The sequence below is a fragment of the Mycobacterium shigaense genome, from assembly GCF_002356315.1.
In the GTDB taxonomy this organism is placed as follows: Bacteria; Actinomycetota; Actinomycetes; order Mycobacteriales; family Mycobacteriaceae; genus Mycobacterium; species Mycobacterium shigaense.
On sequence record NZ_AP018164.1, the window covers coordinates 61,234 to 77,615 of the forward strand.

At 65.8% G+C, this 16,382-nt stretch carries 13 protein-coding genes and 1 pseudogene; 4 read left to right on the forward strand and 10 right to left on the reverse strand.

Going from position 1 to position 16,382, the window contains the following annotated elements; translation table 11 throughout:
* Positions 1 to 27 precede the first annotated feature (27 nt).
* The 7 genes from MSG_RS00295 to MSG_RS00325 all read right to left on the reverse strand — a co-directional run bounded on the left by MSG_RS00295 (position 28) and on the right by MSG_RS00325 (position 7,223).
* Positions 28 to 1,845, reverse strand: a complete 1,818-nt coding sequence (locus MSG_RS00295) for an ABC transporter substrate-binding protein/permease (RefSeq protein ID WP_096436096.1) — start codon at positions 1,843 to 1,845, stop codon at positions 28 to 30.
* Between the two features lie 49 nt (positions 1,846 to 1,894).
* The gene (locus MSG_RS00300; RefSeq protein ID WP_096436098.1) at positions 1,895 to 2,635 is read right to left on the reverse strand and encodes a GntR family transcriptional regulator; all 741 of its coding nucleotides are present in this window, start codon (positions 2,633 to 2,635) and stop codon (positions 1,895 to 1,897) included.
* A 120-nt stretch (positions 2,636 to 2,755) separates the two neighbouring features.
* On the reverse strand, positions 2,756 to 3,580 hold the full coding sequence (locus MSG_RS00305; RefSeq protein ID WP_096436100.1) for an LLM class F420-dependent oxidoreductase: 825 nt from the start codon (positions 3,578 to 3,580) through the stop codon (positions 2,756 to 2,758).
* A 73-nt stretch (positions 3,581 to 3,653) separates the two neighbouring features.
* Positions 3,654 to 4,247 (reverse strand): TetR family transcriptional regulator, encoded by a 594-nt coding sequence (locus tag MSG_RS00310; protein WP_096436102.1) that lies wholly within the window; start codon positions 4,245 to 4,247, stop codon positions 3,654 to 3,656.
* A 14-nt stretch (positions 4,248 to 4,261) separates the two neighbouring features.
* Positions 4,262 to 5,176 carry an alpha/beta fold hydrolase gene (locus MSG_RS00315; RefSeq protein WP_096443857.1) on the reverse strand — a complete coding sequence of 305 codons (915 nt, stop codon included), beginning with the start codon at positions 5,174 to 5,176 and terminating at the stop codon, positions 4,262 to 4,264.
* Positions 5,177 to 5,501: 325 nt separating this feature from the next.
* The gene (locus MSG_RS00320; RefSeq protein WP_096436104.1) at positions 5,502 to 6,602 is read right to left on the reverse strand and encodes an inositol-3-phosphate synthase; all 1,101 of its coding nucleotides are present in this window, start codon (positions 6,600 to 6,602) and stop codon (positions 5,502 to 5,504) included.
* Between the two features lie 78 nt (positions 6,603 to 6,680).
* Positions 6,681 to 7,223 (reverse strand): PadR family transcriptional regulator, encoded by a 543-nt coding sequence (locus MSG_RS00325; protein WP_096436106.1) that lies wholly within the window; start codon positions 7,221 to 7,223, stop codon positions 6,681 to 6,683.
* A gap of 314 nt (positions 7,224 to 7,537) precedes the next feature.
* On the opposite strand from MSG_RS00325, the gene MSG_RS00330 reads away from it, so the two are divergent.
* From MSG_RS00330 to MSG_RS00345, 4 genes and pseudogenes are all read left to right on the forward strand, one after another.
* Positions 7,538 to 7,963 (forward strand): DUF5318 domain-containing protein, encoded by a 426-nt coding sequence (locus tag MSG_RS00330; protein ID WP_096436108.1) that lies wholly within the window; start codon positions 7,538 to 7,540, stop codon positions 7,961 to 7,963.
* Complete coding sequence (locus tag MSG_RS00335; protein ID WP_373421168.1) at positions 7,956 to 10,547, forward strand: transglycosylase domain-containing protein; 2,592 nt, start codon at positions 7,956 to 7,958, stop codon at positions 10,545 to 10,547. Before MSG_RS00330 ends, MSG_RS00335 begins: the two co-directional genes overlap by 8 nt.
* The gene (locus tag MSG_RS00340; protein WP_096436112.1) at positions 10,544 to 12,190 is read left to right on the forward strand and encodes a glycosyltransferase family 87 protein; all 1,647 of its coding nucleotides are present in this window, start codon (positions 10,544 to 10,546) and stop codon (positions 12,188 to 12,190) included. Before MSG_RS00335 ends, MSG_RS00340 begins: the two co-directional genes overlap by 4 nt.
* Before the next feature lie 33 nt (positions 12,191 to 12,223).
* A pseudogene (locus tag MSG_RS00345) lies at positions 12,224 to 13,248 on the forward strand (GlxA family transcriptional regulator).
* Here the strand turns inward: MSG_RS00345 and MSG_RS00350 are convergent.
* Genes MSG_RS00350 through scoE form a run of 3 tightly spaced genes read right to left on the reverse strand, consistent with a single transcriptional unit; the run spans position 13,236 to position 16,332 of the window.
* The gene (locus MSG_RS00350; RefSeq protein ID WP_096436114.1) at positions 13,236 to 14,753 is read right to left on the reverse strand and encodes a long-chain-fatty-acid--CoA ligase; all 1,518 of its coding nucleotides are present in this window, start codon (positions 14,751 to 14,753) and stop codon (positions 13,236 to 13,238) included. The pseudogene MSG_RS00345 and the gene MSG_RS00350 overlap by 13 nt on opposite strands.
* Positions 14,753 to 15,295 carry an FcoT family thioesterase gene (locus MSG_RS00355; RefSeq protein ID WP_096436116.1) on the reverse strand — a complete coding sequence of 181 codons (543 nt, stop codon included), beginning with the start codon at positions 15,293 to 15,295 and terminating at the stop codon, positions 14,753 to 14,755. Before MSG_RS00355 ends, MSG_RS00350 begins: the two co-directional genes overlap by 1 nt.
* The gene (gene scoE, locus MSG_RS00360; RefSeq protein ID WP_441338207.1) at positions 15,292 to 16,332 is read right to left on the reverse strand and encodes a (3R)-3-[(carboxymethyl)amino]fatty acid oxygenase/decarboxylase; all 1,041 of its coding nucleotides are present in this window, start codon (positions 16,330 to 16,332) and stop codon (positions 15,292 to 15,294) included. The genes MSG_RS00355 and scoE overlap by 4 nt, the downstream gene beginning before the upstream one ends.
* Positions 16,333 to 16,382: the final 50 nt, after the last annotated feature.

Below are 16,382 nucleotides of genomic sequence, written 5' to 3' on the forward strand. Positions count from 1 at the left end.
CTGATGCCTGTTCCACGGTATCCCCCGTCACGTCATCCCCTGCCCCAGCGTGGATGCGACTATCTCGGTGGGATTGTGCGGGTCCTCGGCGGGCCGGCCCCGCCGCAGCCGGTTGTCGATGTAATTCACCAAATGTGTTAACGGGATGGTCAATAACAGGTAGAACAGGCCCGCGGCCACGAGCGGCGACAGGTTGCCGGTCTGCGCATTGAGGTCGCGCCCCACCTGAAACAGCTCGCGCTCCTGAGCAACCAATCCTAGGAAGTACACCAGCGCGGAGCCCTTCAACAGCGCGATGAATTGATTCACCAGTGCGGGCAGTACCCGCCGTATTCCCTGGGGGACCACCACGAGCCGCATCGCGGCCACATAGCTGAATCCCAGCGCCCGCGCGGCCTCCAGTTGTCCCGAGTCAACACTCTGAATCCCGGAGCGCAGAATCTCGCCGATATAGGCGGCCGCCATCAATCCGAGCGCGGCGATGCCTAACGGGTAGGGATTGTTGTCCGTCAGCCCGCCCACCAGTGGCCCGATACCCATTCCGATGATGAGGATGATCACGACTTCGGGGAGACCGCGGAAGATATCGGTATAGATGCGCGCCGGCCAGCGAAGCCAGGGCGAATGTGACAGTCCGGCCATGGCCAGCACCATGCCGAGCACCAGGCCGATCACGATCGCGCTGTTGGTCAGGATCAAGGTGTTGGGCAGTCCCGTCATGAGCAAAGTCGGGATGGCTTCGCGGTACAGTTCCCAGTCGAAGAATTGGTCACGCAATTGCGCCAGAATCGATTTCGGGACGGCCGGGCCCGCCGAATTATGGTGGTGGCTCGCGGCGATCGCGGCAAAGTCCGGCAGTACCGGTGCCGGAGCGGCCTTCGACCCGGGTTTCCAGCCCGGTGGCAGTGGCCGAGGGACCCACTGGCTGTACAGCCGTGCCCAGGTGCCGTCGGCGATGACGGCGTCCAGGCCGGAGTTCAGCGCGGCGATCAGCGGCGGGTTGTCGTTGGCGACTGCGTAGGCGACGAAGTCGCCGGGGGTGAAGGCGTGCGCGACCACCATCGCCGGATCTCCCGGCTTCATCAGATTGCCCGCCAGCGCCGCCGGGGCCACCCAGGCGTCGAGCTGATGTGTCTTGAGGCTGCCGTACACGGTGGAAAAGCCGGGGTACTTCACCGGTTGCAGGTGCAAGTCGTCCACGACGTAGGCCTCCTCGACCGTGCCTTGCACGACGCCGATGCGTTGCCGCGGACCCAGATCGCTGAAGCTGTTGATGGGAGACCCGGTCGGCACCACCAGCGCGTAGTAGCCGAAGTCGTAGCCGTTGGTGAATCCGACGGTGCGCCGCCGGGCGTCGGTGGCCTTCACCGAGGCGGAGCCGACGTCGAAGCGGCGCGAGGCCACCTGCGCGAGCAGGGCCGAGAAATCGGTGCTGATGAAACGGACTTGCAGACCCAGCTTTTGCGCGATGGCCATCAGCAGCTGGTTGTCGAAACCGCTGAATTGGCCAGAGGCGTTGACGCATATCGACGGCGGCGCATCCGACAGGGTGCCGACGGTCAGGACGCCGGGCGTGCCGAGGCCCAGCGCGTGGACGTCGACCTCGTTGAGCGGTTCGACGGTTGGCGTCGTGTGGTTGGCGTCCGCACCGACGCCCCCGACGGTGGTCAGGTCTTTGGGCAGACCACGCGCGCTGTCCACGCCCCCTGGCGCGCATTGGTTTCTGTCGGCACGCGCTGACGTCAGGGGAGCAGCGATTGCCAGGCCGCATACCATCAGGATCGTCGCGGCCAGTCCGAGCAGCTTTGCCCCGCGGGTCCCGCACGGGCCGATGCGCAAACTCATCACCGATACCGTATCGGTTGACCGGCTGCTCGGCGCGGTGTGAATTCGGTCAGAGGGCGATCGCCGGCTCGCCCCGGGGGGCGTCGATTCCGGGCAGCGCGTGCAGCGGAGAGCCGACCGCGCGGGGCACGTCGTCGAGCGGGCTGAACACCCGGCGTCGCACCAGTTCGGCCAGCATCGCCTGCGCCATCAGGTGTGAGCGGCCGACGCATGCGGCCCGCGCCGCTTCCTGGTCGCGCCGGTGTATTGCGGAGGTCTCGTCCTCGTAGAACGGCAGCATCTCGTCGAGGTTGTTCTGGTAAGTCATCCAGAACATGCGGGGGATGAGGTTCTGCGAGGCGCGCAGCACCGCGTGCAGGCGCGGTCCCGCATACTCGTCGTTCACGGTGCGCCGGTATTCGTCGGCGATCTCGGCGAAGGTGCGGGAGTCTTTGGCGGCGCGCAGCGAACGCAGGAGCCCATCGAGTTGACCGAGGATCCGCGGCGTCGGGCCGGCCGCCGCTCGGGCCGACGCGATGCCGTTGAAAAGCCCGTCGAGCTCGTGATGTTCGAGCACGGTCGCGGCGTCGAACCGCTCCACGAAGGCCCCGCGGTGATACCGGGTCGACACGACGCCGTCGTGTTCCAGCTGAACCAGTGCCTCTTGAATCGGGACGCGGCTGACGCCCAGGCCGATCGCGATTTCGTTGCGGTCGACGCGGTCGCCACTGCGCAGTTTGCCGGTCAGCACCAGGTTGAGGATGTGCGAGACCACCAGGTCTTTCTCTTTGACCCCGTATTTCTTGGGCATCTGCTTTTCTGAGTCTCTTTCAACCGCGTCGGCCAGTTAGCGCTGAGAAGTTTCTCATGGCTTCGTGTCTGCGTTGAGGTGTTTGAGCGATGACGGACAGACTAACGCGACATGGCCGCGTCAGCGCCCGTCGCGCCATCTACACAGTGCCTCCGCGGCGCTCAGGTCGTAGTCCGGACCGTTGACGCCGACGGTCAGCAGCGTCACGCCGAGCGCGGTGAGGCCCTCGGCGTTGGCGATCAGTCCAGTGACGCCTTCGCCGCGGCGCACCCCGCTGTTGTCCTCGACACCGGCTGATCGTTCGATCGTGGCCGGGTCCCGTCCGACGGCGGCGCAGTGCTCGTCCAGCACCGCGGCCGCGTCCGGATAGCTGTCGACGGTGGTGAATCCGTGCCAGATGTCGCCGTACTCGGCCACCAGTCGCAGCGTCTTGCGCGGACCTTTGCCGCCGATGAGGATCGGGATGTCGCGGGTGGGTGCCGGGTTGAGCTTGGTCAGCCGCGACGTGATCCGGGGGAACGCGGCGGCCAGGTCGTCCAGCCGGCTGCCCACGGTCCCGAACTCGTAGCCGTATTCGTCGTAGTCCTTTTGTTTCCAGCCGGATCCGATCCCGAGGATGAGCCGGCCGTCGGAGATGTGATCCACAGTGCGAGCCATGTCGGCGAGCAGCTCCGGATTCCGGTACGAGTTGCACGTCACCAGCGCGCCGATTTCGATCCGTGAGGTCTGCTCGGCCCAGGCCGCCAGCACCGTCCAGCATTCGAAGTGCGGGCCGTCCGGATCGCCGTACAGCGGGAAGAAGTGATCCCAGGTGAACGCGACGTCGACGCCGATGTCCTCGCAGCGTCGGACGGCGTCCCGCAGCTCGCGGTAGTGCGGGGCGTGCTGAGGCTGGAGCTGGACGCCGATGCGAACGGGAAAGTCTGGGCGGCGGGGCGAAGTCATACACCCACCGTAAGGCCGTGGGTGCCGGCGACGAATAGCGCGGTGCCGCCCTGGAAGTCGGGGACCCGTCGCGTCAGCCCGAGCGGCGCTCGGTGACTGCGGCGGTCAGTATCTGCGCGATCCGGGTGAGGAGCATGTCGGTGTCGTCCTCCACGGCGATCGTCGTCATCAGCCACGCGGCGCCCGCGGCCATCGCCAGCGACGCCCGGGCGTCGATGTCGGCACGGCGCCGTTCGTCGGGCGTCGTCGCGTTGACGTCGTCGCGGAACAGCTGCACCGCCGGGCCGGCGAACTCCTCCCACAATGTCTTGCGGAGGCCCTCGTCGTTCTCGCGCAGGGCCAGCAACAGCCCCGGCAAGGCCGCGCTGACGTCCGGTCTGCTGAACAGTTCATGACTGCCATCGACGACCCAGTTGATCCAATCGGTCGCGTTGGTCCCGGAAAACGTTGACAGATCCGGACTTTCACCGAGAATCGCGTGCAGCACCAAATCCGCCTTGGAGGACCAGCGCCGGCTCAGGCTGGATCGTCCGACCCCGGCGCGCGCCGCAACCAGGCGCACACTCAGCTCGTCCCAGCCCACCTCGACCAGCAGCTCACGCGTCACCGCCAGCACCCGCTCGTCGATCGAGGTGTCCCGGGGACGCCCGGCCGGCCTGGTGGTCATGTCGGGCCGCTAGGTCACCGAGCCTGCAGCACGCCGCGCAGCAGGTCGATCAGCACCAGAGGCTGGTCGCTTTGCACCGAATGCCCCGAATTCTCGACGATCCGTGTCCCACGGAAATGCGTTGTCCGCGTGGCAAGTTCGGCGGCATCCTCGTCGGTGACGAAGGGCGACGAGCCACCGCGAACAAGGGTGACGGGCGCGGTCAGCGCGTCGACGTCCTCCCACAAGTCGCCGAAGTCGGGGACTTTGCGGATGTTGTCGTAGCGCCACGCCCAGTTACCGTTGTCGAGTCGGCGCGAATTGTGGAACACGCCGCGCCGCAGGGCCTTGACCTCGCGATGCGGGGCGGCGGCGACGGTCAGGTCCAGCATCGCCTGGAAACTGGGGAATTCGCGCTCGCCGGAGACCAATGCGACCGTGCCCTGCTGCTCGGTGGTCAGCTCGGCGTACCGGTGCAACGCCGACGGGGTGACGTCGACGAGCACGAGTTCGCGCACCAGCTCGGGTGTTATGGCGCCCACCCGGATCGCGGTCAGCCCGCCCAGCGACATGCCGACGACGAGCACGGCGTCCGGAGCGAGCTCCCGCAGCACCGGAGCCACCGCGTCGGCGTTGTGGCGCGGGGAGTAGTCGCCGTCCTCGCGCCAGCCGGAGTGGCCGTGGCCGGGCAGGTCGATGGCCAGCGCCGGCTGACCCAGGCCCACGATGACGGTGTCCCAGGTGTGGGCGTTCTGCCCGCCGCCGTGCAGGAACACGATTCGTGGGGAGGTAGCGCCCCAGCGCAGCGCGCTGATTCGGCCATGTGCCGTGTCGGTCTCGATGCGCTCGATCTCGGGCAGCGGACCGGAGACACCGGCCTGCTCGGCGTTCTCGGACAGCAGCGAAAACTCAGACAGCGCGGCCAGTTCGTCCTCGGAAATGTCGGTCACGACCTCTGACACTAGAGGACGTATCGGCGCCGAATGCCATGAAATCGCGCGCGCATGATCTCGTCGTGCTCGACCACACGGGTGTCCGCCACGGCAGGCTCAGCCAGCCAGCCAGCCAGCCAGCCAGCCAGCCGGTCTGGTCGGCGTCGCGCTGACGGCATCATGCGTCGCGCGGATTGCAGGCGACCCTCCGCGTCGAGGCCGGCGGTCGATCACAGCGAAGCTGTCAGCGCACACGCGAAGCCGTCAACGCGGCCACCCCGAAAAACGAATGTGCGGTGAAGCCGCAGGAAGCGACCTCACCGCACATTCGGGCGGAACGAAACTACTTGGCGTCGATGATGAACTCTTCGAGCTGGGTCCGAGCGATGTCGTCGGGCAGCTGCTGCGGCGGGCTCTTCATCAGGTAGGCCGACGCGGGGATCACCGGGCCGCCGATGCCGCGGTCCTTGGCGATCTTGGCTGCCCGCACCGCGTCGATGATGACACCGGCCGAGTTCGGTGAGTCCCACACCTCGAGCTTGTACTCCAGGTTCAGCGGCACGTCACCGAACGCGCGACCCTCGAGCCGGACGTAGGCCCACTTGCGGTCGTCGAGCCAGCCGACGTGGTCGGACGGGCCGATGTGCACGTCCTTGGTCTTGAACTCGCGCTGCACGTTCGACGTGACGGCCTGGGTCTTGGAGATCTTCTTGGACTCCAGTCGCTCACGCTCGAGCATGTTCAGGAAGTCCATGTTGCCGCCGACGTTGAGCTGCATGGTGCGGTCCAATTGCACGCCGCGGTCCTCGAACAGCTTGGCCATCACGCGGTGCGTGATCGTGGCCCCGATCTGGCTCTTGATGTCGTCACCGACGATCGGCACGCCGGCGTCGGCGAACTTCTTGGCCCACACGGGGTCCGAGGCGATGAACACCGGCAGCGCGTTGACGAACGCCACGCCGGCGTCGATCGCGCACTGGGCGTAGAACTTGTCGGCCTCCTCGGAGCCCACCGGCAGGTAGGACACCAGCACGTCGACCCTGTTCTCCTTAAGCACCTGGACCACGTCGACGGCCTCGGCGTCGGAGATCTCGATGGTCTCGGCGTAGTACTTGCCGATGCCGTCGAGCGTCGGGCCGCGCTGCACGGTGACGTTGGTGGGCGGCACGTCGGCGATCTTGATCGTGTTGTTCTCCGACGCGAAGATCGCCTCCGACAGGTCGAAGCCGACCTTCTTGGCGTCTACGTCGAACGCGGCCACGAATTTCACGTCGCGGACGTGGTACTGGCCGAACTTCACGTGCATCAGGCCGGGCACGGCGCTGTTCTCGTCGGCGTCGTAATAATACTGAACGCCCTGGACCAGCGAAGACGCGCAGTTACCGACGCCGACAATGGCGACTCGTACCTCGGTCGACGCCTCCGGCGCGATCTGCTCACTCATAGGGCGTTCTCCTAACCTCATAACCTTTTATCGCGGTGTCGGGGGACTGGTTGGTGGTGCTGATTTCGTGCGAGGGGTCTACGTCTGCTCGGACAAGCCGGGCGCTGCCCGTTCCGCGGCGATGAGCTCGTTGAGCCACTTCACTTCTCGCTCGCTGGACTCGAGCCCGAGCTGGTGGAGCTGCCGGGTATAGCGGTCGAACGAATTGCTGGCCCGCGCCACGGCTTCACGCAGGCCTTCCCGGCGTTCCTCTACCTGGCGGCGGCGGCCCTCCAGGATCCGCATCCGGGCCTCGGCCGGAGTGCGATTGAAGAACGCCAGGTGAACACCGAAACCGTCGTCGGTGTAGTTGTGTGGGCCCGTGTCGGCCACCAACTCACCGAAGCGCCGGCGGCCGGCGTCGGTCAGTTCGTAGACGCGACGGGCCCGCCGTACCGGCGTGCCGGCCGGTGCGGCGTTCTCGGCAATCAACCCGTCCGCCTGCATGCGGCGCAGCGCTGGGTACAGCGAACCGTAGGAAAAGGCTCGGAATGCGCCGAGTAGGCCGGTCAGCCGCTTGCGCAACTCGTATCCATGCATCGGCGACTCGATAAGGAGACCCAGGATGGCGAGCTCCAGCATCAAGACACCCCCTTTTGCATAGTGAGTTACGACGGCCCGACGCCTCGCGTAATCGTATCGTCTCGATATATTCGCCACAACACCACCGGATGTTGGCACGCCATTTGCCACGCCGACAAGGCGCTGCGGTCAGCGGGAAAAGGGCCAGTCACCGGCCCGTTAAGACGGCAGAACCGCCCGTTAGACGGTGACCACCACCAAGCGGTGCCCCGAGCCGTTTCGCCGCGGAGACGATCGCAGAAGTCCGGTGCTGCGCAACGGCGACGGCCTTGCTTGCGTATCGACAGTGCGGGCGGCGTCGTACTCTGGTCAACGTGCGACTGCAGCGACAGGTAGTGGACTATGCGCTTCGGCGGCGCTCACTGCTGGCCGAGGTGTACTCGGGCCGCACTGGTGTGTCCGAGGTGTGCGACGCCAATCCGTATCTGCTGCGCGCAGCGAAGTTTCACGGGAAATCCAGCCAGGTGATGTGCCCCATCTGCCGAAAGGAACAGCTCACGCTGGTGTCATGGGTGTTCGGCGATCACCTGGGCGCGGTGTCGGGTTCGGCGCGGACGGCCGAGGAATTGGTCATGCTGGCGACCCGGTTCGCGGAGTTCTCCGTCCATGTGGTCGAGGTCTGCCGGACCTGCAGCTGGAACCACCTGGTCAAGTCGTACGTGCTCGGCGCGGCACGGCCGGCGCCCCCGCCGAGGGGCACGCGGACGGCGCGCAACGGCGCCCGCACGGCCATTGAATAACGAAGGGCGCCACGACCAGTCGACCAGTGATCCGAGCGGGTCCGCGACTGAGCGCGTAGGCGAACAGGCACGCTCCGACCGCACCGACGAAGGTGTGCGCCGGGAACCGCGTCCCGGGCCCGGTCACCGTCGCGAGGTGCGTCCCGATGACCGGATGACAACCATCTTGCCGCCGGTCCTCGACGATCGGTCCCCCGCGCGCTCCGACCCGATCGACGAGGTCAAGGCCGCGCTGGACGCCGCGTCGTCGGCCCCCCCGCAGCGCGACGCCATCGAGGAGGTAAGGGCCGCCCTGGACAGCCGGTCGACACCGGCGCGGCGCGAGGGCCCGGGCCGCCGCCCACCGGATGAGCCGCCACCACCCCCACCGCTGGGCGGGCCCGGCGGCGGTGATGGGGGAGGGGCCAGCCACCGCGCCCCCGGGCCGGACTGGCAGCGCTGGATCGAGCAGATCAACTGGCGATGGGTTCGGCGAGCGGCCTACCTCGGCGCGGCCGTGTTGGTGCTGCTGCCGATAGTCACGTTCGCAATGGCATATTTCATCGTCGACGTTCCCAAGCCGGGCAACATCCGCACCAATCAGGTGTCCACGATCCTGGCCAGCGATGGCTCGGAGCTGGGCAAAATCATTCCCCCCGAAGGCAATCGGGTCGACATCAACATCAGCCAGGTACCGGTGCATGTGCGCCAGGCGGTGATCGCCGCCGAGGACCGCAACTTCTACTCCAACCCGGGGTTCGACTTCAGCGGCTTCGCGCGGGCGGTGAGCAACAACCTGTTCGGCAGCGGAGATCTGCAGGGCGGATCGACGATCACCCAGCAATACGTGAAGAACGCGCTGGTCGGTTCGGCCCAGCACGGGTTGGCCGGACTGATGCGCAAGGCCAAGGAACTCGTCATCGCCACCAAGATGTCGGGCGAGTGGTCCAAAGATGATGTGCTGCAGGCTTATTTGAACATCATCTATTTCGGCCGCGGCGCCTACGGGATCTCGGCCGCGTCGAAGGCGTACTTCAACAAACCCGTCGAGCAGCTCAACGTGTCCGAGGGGGCGCTGCTGGCGGCGCTGATCCGCCGGCCCTCCTCGCTGGATCCGGCGGTGGACCCGAAGGGCGCCGAGGCGCGGTGGAGCTGGGTGCTCGACGGCATGGTGGAAACCAAGGCGTTGTCGTCCGGTGATCGCGCGGCCCAGGTGTTTCCCCCGACGGTGCCGCCCGATGAGGCCCGCGCGCAGAACCAGACCTCCGGGCCTAACGGCCTGATCCAGCGTCAGGTCACCAATGAGCTGATGGAGCTGTTCAACATCGACGAGCAGACCCTGAACACCCAGGGGCTGCAGATCACCACCACGATCGATCCGAAGGCCCAGCAGGCCGCGGAGAAGGGCGTCTCGAAATACCTTGACGGGCAAGACCCCGACATGCGCGCCGCCGTCGTCTCGGTCGACCCGCACGACGGCGCCATCCGCGCCTACTACGGCGGTTCGGATGCCAACGGATTTGACTTCGCGCAGGCGGGGTTACAGACCGGGTCGTCGTTCAAGGTGTTCGCGTTGGTGGCCGCGCTGCAGCAGGGCATCGGCCTGGGGTATCAGGTGGACAGCTCGCCGCTGACCGTCGACGGCATCAAGATCACCAACGTCGACGGCGAAAACTGCGGGACTTGCAACATCGCCCAAGCGCTCAAGATGTCGCTGAACACGGCGTACTACCGGCTGATGCTCAAGCTCAAGAACGGGCCGCAGGCCGTCGCCGATGCGGCGCACCAGGCCGGTGTGGCATCCAGCTTCCCGGGCGTGCCGTACACGCTGTCCGAGGACGGCAAGGGCGGACCGCCCAACAACGGGATTGTGTTGGGGCAGTACCAAACCCGGCCGATCGACATGGCCTCGGCGTACGCGACGCTGGCCGCATCGGGCGTCTACCACCCGCCGCACCTGGTGCAGAAGGTGGTCAACGCCGACGGCCAGGTGCTGTTCGACGCCGCGAATTCCGATAAGGAAAAGGGCGAGCAGCGCATCGACAAGGGCGTCGCCGACAACACGACTGCGGCAATGGAACCGATTGCCGCCTACTCGCGCGGCCACGCGCTGGCCGGCGGCCGGCCGTCGGCGGCCAAGACCGGGACGGTCCAGCTCGGGGACACCACCGCCAACAAGGACGCCTGGATGGTCGGCTACACGCCGTCGCTGTCGACGGCGGTGTGGGTGGGAACCGTCCAGGACAACGTGCCGCTGGTAAACGCTTCGGGCGCTGAGGTTTACGGATCGGGACTGCCGTCGGACATCTGGAAGTCGACGATGGACGGTGCCTTGAAGGGCAGCAGCAACGAGACCTTCCCCAAGCCGAGCGAGATCGGTGGCTACGCGGGCGTGCCCGTCGCCCCGCCCCCGCCGCCGCCCCCGCCGCCGCCGCCGCCGTCGGAGACCGTCATTCAGCCCACGATCGAGGTGGCGCCGGGCATCACGATTCCGGTCGGGCCGCCGACGACCATCACCAACGCGCCACCCCCGCCGCCGGGAGGCCCGCCGTCGCCGGTGCCGGCAGGACCCGCGGCCCCGCCGTTCGGGCAACCACCACCGTGACCGAAACCGATCAGCGCAGCCCGACCATTTCGCCGCGGCCGCTGGCGGCCGACTTGCGCAGTGTCGGCAACCGCGACTGCCCCAGCCACACCGACTCGTTGGGCGCCGCGCTGGCGGACGTCATCGGTGGGCCGGTGGGACGGCACGCACTGATCGGCCGGGCCCGGTTACTGACGCCGGTGCGGGTGATGTTCCTGATCGCGTTGGTGTTCCTGGCGCTCGGGTGGTCGACCAAGGCGGCCTGCCTGCAGACCACCGGCACCGGCACGGCGGATCAGCGGGTCGCCAACTGGGAGAACCAACGCGCCTACTACGAGTTGTGCTATTCCGACACCGTGCCGCTGTACGGCGCGGAGTTGCTGAGCCAAGGCAAGTTTCCCTACAAGTCCAGCTGGATCGAGACCGACTCCAGCGGGGCGCCGCAGCTGCGCTACGACGGCAAGCCCGCCGTGCGCTACATGGAGTATCCGGTGCTGACCGGCGTGTATCAGTACGTCGCGATGGCGGTGGCCAAGACTTACACCGCGGTGAGCAAGCTGGTCGCCCTGCCGGTGATCGCCGAGGTGGTGGTGTTCTTCGATGTCGCCGCCTTCGGTCTGGCGCTGGCGTGGTTGGCGACGGTATGGGCGACCGCCGGCCTGGCGGGTCGCCGAATCTGGGACGCCGCCCTGGTGGCCGCTTCGCCACTGGTGATCTTTCAGATCTTCACCAACTTCGACGCGCTGGCAACGGCATTCGCGATGGGCGGACTGCTGGCGTGGGCGCGGCGCAAACCCGTCCTGGCAGGTGTGCTGATCGGGCTGGGCGCCGCCGCCAAGCTGTATCCCCTGCTGTTCCTGGGCCCGATGCTGGTGCTCGGCATCCGAACCGGGCGACTCGGCGCGCTGGCCCGCACGGCGGGCGTGGCCTTGGCAACCTGGTTGGCGGTGAATCTGCCTGTGCTGCTGCTCTTTCCGCGGGGCTGGTCGGAGTTCTTCCGCCTCAACACCCGGCGCGGTGACGACATGGACTCGCTGTACAACGTGGTGAAGTCATTCACCGGGTGGCGCGGGTTCGATCCCAAGCTGGGCTTCTGGGAGCCGCCCACGACCCTGAACACCGTCGTCGCTGTGTCGTTCGTAATATGTTGCGCTGCAATCACTTGCGTGGCGTTCACCGCTCCGCAGCGGCCGCGGGTGGCCCAGCTGGTGTTCTTGGCGGTGGCAGCGTTTCTGTTGACCAACAAGGTGTGGAGCCCGCAGTTCTCCCTCTGGCTGGTGCCGCTGGCGGTGTTGGCCGTGCCGCATCGGCGGGTACTGCTGGCGTGGATGACCATTGACGCGGTGGTGTGGGTGCCGCGGATGTACTTCCTGTATGGCAACCCGAATCGTTCGCTGCCGGAGCAGTTCTTCACCGCGACGGTGTTGCTGCGCGACATCGCCGTCGTGGTGCTGTGCGCCTTGGTAGTTCGGCAGATCTACCGGCCTGATGAGGATCTGGTGCGCTGGGGCGGGCGGGTGGACGATCCGGTGGGCGGCCCGTTCGACCGCGCACCCGACGCCCCGCCCGACTGGCTGCCCGCCACGTTGCGACCGGGCGGCTTCCGGCGCCCCGCACTACGTCGGTCCGAAACCGGAGCCCAGCCGACGAGCGTCGCGCGATAGCCATGACCCATTGAGAGATGCGTGTCCTGCATGATGTCGTCGCCGTCCGTCCTTGGTGGTTCCGAAGCTCGGTCGGTGGTGATTCTGGGATTTCCCGGTGTGCAGGGATTGGGCATCGTCGGTCCGCATGACGTGTTCACCGGTGCAGCGCTGCTCACCGGCGGCGGGTATCGCGTCAGCGTGGTATCGCAGGACGGCCAGCCGGTAGCTACTTCCACCAGCCTGGCTTTCGTTGCGGAAGCGATGCCCGAGCCGCGTGCGGTCGACACGCTGGTGTTGCCCTGCGGTTCTGGTGTCGACCCCGCCAGGCAAGATCCTGGCAACATCTCCTGGATCAAATCTGCGGCGCTAACTTTCGTCGTGTGGTCAGCGTGTGCACCGGTGCGTTTCTGGCTGCTGCGGCGGGTCTCCTCGACGGCTGTCGTGTGACGACACACTGGGCGTTTGCCGATCAGTTGGCCCGCGAGTTTCCCGCCATCACCGTCGATCCGGAGCCGATCTTCGTGCGCAGCTCAGACTCGGTATGGACGGCGGCAGGGGTGACAGCGGGCATTGACCTCTCGCTTGCGCTTGTCGAGGACGACTACGGTACCGAGGTCGCCCAGGCTGTCGCGCGCTGGTTGGTGCTGTATCTGCGTGGGCCGGGTGGTCAGTTACAATTTGCTGCGCCTCTGTGGGTGCCTCGCGCCGGCCGCCAGTCCATCCGAGACGTGCAGGAAGCAGTCGAAGCCGAACCCAGTGCGGCCCATAGTATCTCCGACCTGGCGCAGCGCGCGGCGATGAGCCCGCGACACTTCACCCGGGTATTCACCAACGAGGTCGGTGAGGCCCCTGGCGCTTATGTCGAACGCGTCCGCACCGAATCTGCCCGCCGTCAGCACGAGGAGACTGACGATGCTGTGGTCGCCATTGCCGAGCGGTGTGGCTTCGGAACATCGGAGACCATGCGCCGCGGCTTCATTCGCCGGATCGGTATTCCACCTGACCAATACCGCGAAGCTTCTCGTGAGGGCGCCGCAGCCAAGATGGTCGACCCAGCGGTTGATCAATTGACCTGACGTCCTGTTCCAGCCCAGAACTGCTCCCGCAGTTCGCGGCGCAGGATCTTCCCGCTGGGGTTCCGCGGGATTCCCTCGGTGACGTGAAACGTGGCCGGAACCTTGAAACGGGCGAGCCGCTGAGCCAGAAACTGCGCTAGGTCGTCGATCTGCAGGTCTTTATCCGGCTTGGCAACGACGAACGCGTGAATGCATTCGCCCCGCTGGATATCCGGCGCGCCCACCACTGCGCTGTCGTGGACCGCGGGGTGACCGTTAATGGCTTTCTCGATCTCTGCGGGATAGACGTTTTCGCCGGTGACGATGATCAGATCTTTGACGCGGTCCCGGATCACCAAAAAGCCGTCTTCATCCAAATATCCCACGTCACCCGTGCGAATCCAGCCGTCGACAATGGTCTCCGCGGTGGCGGTCGGGTTGCCGAAGTACTCGAGCATCTGCGCCGGGCTGCGGAGATAGACTTCACCGCAGCTTCCAGGCGGAAGCTCGGTCCCGTTGGGACCGCAGACGGCGACTTCTACGCCAGGATAGGGCCGGCCTGCGGCATGCAGACGGGCCCGGCCCGGCAGGTGTTCGCTCGGCGGGAGGCATATCGCGGTGTTTCCTGTCTCGGTCAGACCGTAGATCTGCGCGAAGTCGCAGCCGAACGTCTCGAGCGCTTGGGAAAGCAGGTCTGGGCCGATGGGAGAGCCCCCGTAGACGATCTTGCGAACCGTGGCGAAGTCCGACTCGGTCAGGCCGGCCTCGGACAACATCATGAGCAGCATCGCAGGAACGAAACAGCTTACGGTCACACCGTTGTCGCGGATCGCCGCAATGGCGGCGGTTGCCTTGAAGCGTGGGATCACGACGCTCGGTATACCCTTGTTGAGGGCCTGCGTCGCCCACCACATACCGCCGATGTGGAACCCGGGTAGCGCAATCAGACTGACGTCGCCGTCCTGCCAATCGATCCAATCCAAGCCGGCAGCGTCCAAAAGTTCGCGCACCGCGATGAAGGTCCGATGAGCCAGCACAACGCCTTTGGGCCGGCCCGTCGTCCCGCTAGTGTACATCTGCACGACCGGGGTGTCGCGATCGACAACGACCTCGGGTAGCTCCGCAGTACCCGACCGGTCACGCCATGCGGCGTAACTGTCCACACCGACCACGATTTCGGCCGTCAGGTCGGTCCGGTCGGTGATCAGCACCCGAGCCCCGGCGTGGCCGATGATGTAATCGATCTCGTCGGCTGCCAAGCGCCAGTTGACCGGAACCACGACGGCGCCGAGACGTGCGCAGCCATACAGTAACTCGTACAGTGCCGGTGAGTCAGCGGCCACGTGGACGACTCGGTCGCCGGGACCGACGCCGGCAGTCGCAAGTGCCCGGGACGCCGCGGTCGATCGCCGGGCGAGTTCGGCGAAGGATACCCGCGTCGATCCGAAGATCAAGGCGGTGCGGTCGCCGCCGCGGCGCAGGTTCTGCTCAAGAGTAGAGATGAGGTCGAAATGGTCTGCGGCCATTATGAATTCGCGGGCAGATCGACTAACACAATTTCGAGTTCCCCGGTAGCGCTCCCACCGTCGTCGTCGGTGAACTCGATCGTGGTCTGGAGTGCCAACAGCGGGCGAGACCGGTTGCGGAATTCGATGCCGGTGATCTCAAGTACCCCGCGATAACACCGGGAATTAATCGGTTGCCGGAATCGGGTACTCATCTTGCTGATCAGCACTGAGGGCAGCTGCCGTTGCCAATAGTCGTCCATCGTCCAACAGCTCAGCTCGGGGATGAGTTTGTCGCGAACCGAGGCCGCGAGCGTGTAGTAGATGAGCTGGTTGTACGAGATGACGAACTCGACCGCGTTGAAGTGTCCGGTTTCCTCGATATAGCAGGAATGATCGAACCCCAGATCACCTGCACCGACTATGATCTCGCCGCGGCGCAACACCGTCGCCCGCTGGAGGTAGACGGTGTCCTTGCCTGTATACGGGGTCATGGTGCGATTGAGCAGCACGGTGTCGTCTTGCAAGAATTCGTCGATGTCGGCTGGCGATGTATGCATCATGCTGCGACCTCGGCGCCGAGCGGGTATTCGTCGGTGACGGTCACGCGGTAGGACTCCGTAGGCTCGTTGGTCGGATTGTGCAAGGCGCGGTGGATGAGACTCCGGTTGTCCCACAGCACGAGATCGCCAGACTCGTAGGTCTGCACGAAGATGTTCGGGTGTTCGTAGGATTCGTCGAGTTGCCCTGAGGAATCGAGGAGTTCGTAGAGCAACGAGGTAGGAAGCGCGGTGCCCTGCGAGTCTTCGATGGCGTACGTGAAGGCCTCCGATATGTAGAGAATCCGTTCGCGCGTGACCGGGTGGACTAGCACCGTCGGCCAGGTTTGCGGCGGTGTGACCCGCTCGATCTCGGCCTGGACCTCACCGATGGGTCGGTGCACGTCCGAAGGTCTGATCTTGACGTAGCGCCGAGCGCTGTGCTTGCTGAAGGTGTCGGCGATGGCTTCCTTGAGTCGCGGAGTGAGTCGTTCGTAGGCGCGGGCCATGTTGATGAAGCGGGTGCCTCGGGTACCGGCCGGCAATTTCTGCGGATAGAAGAGGGTGAATGCGAACGGTTGCGGCATGAATTGGTAATCGGCATGCCAGAATCCGCCGGTCCTCGGCACACCGATCGGTCCCTGGGGCCGAGTGAGGTTGGAGGAGACGAAGATGAGGCCGTTTTCCGGATGATGGTACATCGGTTCGTAGTATGAAACCGGCGTTCCAAAATGATGCCCGAGTTCGACGAACGCGGCCGGCTTCAGGTCTTGAGCTTTGAGGGTGACGATTTTGTCGGTGTAGATGTGGTGTCGAAGCAGCCGGATGTCATCGCTGCTCGCCATTGCCGGATCGAAGTGGTGCACTTCAATACCCGCTCGTTCGTCGGATCTAGTGATGAACTGCACCAGAAATCTCTCCTTGTCCACCCCCCTGGTTTGTCGGTCAGCGTCGACTCCCCATGGTTGCCCATGCGTATTAGTCGTCCGCGATTGACATTTAGTTCCCGGCGAATTCGAGAGTCTCGCTGCATATCGAAGAGCCGGCGTGAGACTGTACATTGAGGGCCGCGCCTCGTCGGCACGAGTTGTCTGCCGTGGCGTTGGATCTG

Coding starts and splice junctions, on each gene's coding strand:
- MSG_RS00295 (WP_096436096.1), bottom strand. CDS start 1,845: ATGAGTTTGCGCATCGGCCCGTGCGGGACCCGCGGGGCAAAGCTGCTC.
- MSG_RS00300 (WP_096436098.1), bottom strand. CDS start 2,635: ATGCCCAAGAAATACGGGGTCAAAGAGAAAGACCTGGTGGTCTCGCAC.
- MSG_RS00305 (WP_096436100.1), bottom strand. CDS start 3,580: ATGACTTCGCCCCGCCGCCCAGACTTTCCCGTTCGCATCGGCGTCCAG.
- MSG_RS00310 (WP_096436102.1), bottom strand. CDS start 4,247: ATGACCACCAGGCCGGCCGGGCGTCCCCGGGACACCTCGATCGACGAG.
- MSG_RS00320 (WP_096436104.1), bottom strand. CDS start 6,602: ATGAGTGAGCAGATCGCGCCGGAGGCGTCGACCGAGGTACGAGTCGCC.
- MSG_RS00325 (WP_096436106.1), bottom strand. CDS start 7,223: ATGCTGGAGCTCGCCATCCTGGGTCTCCTTATCGAGTCGCCGATGCAT.
- MSG_RS00350 (WP_096436114.1), bottom strand. CDS start 14,753: ATGGCCGCAGACCATTTCGACCTCATCTCTACTCTTGAGCAGAACCTG.
- MSG_RS00355 (WP_096436116.1), bottom strand. CDS start 15,295: ATGATGCATACATCGCCAGCCGACATCGACGAATTCTTGCAAGACGAC.
- scoE (WP_441338207.1), bottom strand. CDS start 16,332: ATGTACAGTCTCACGCCGGCTCTTCGATATGCAGCGAGACTCTCGAAT.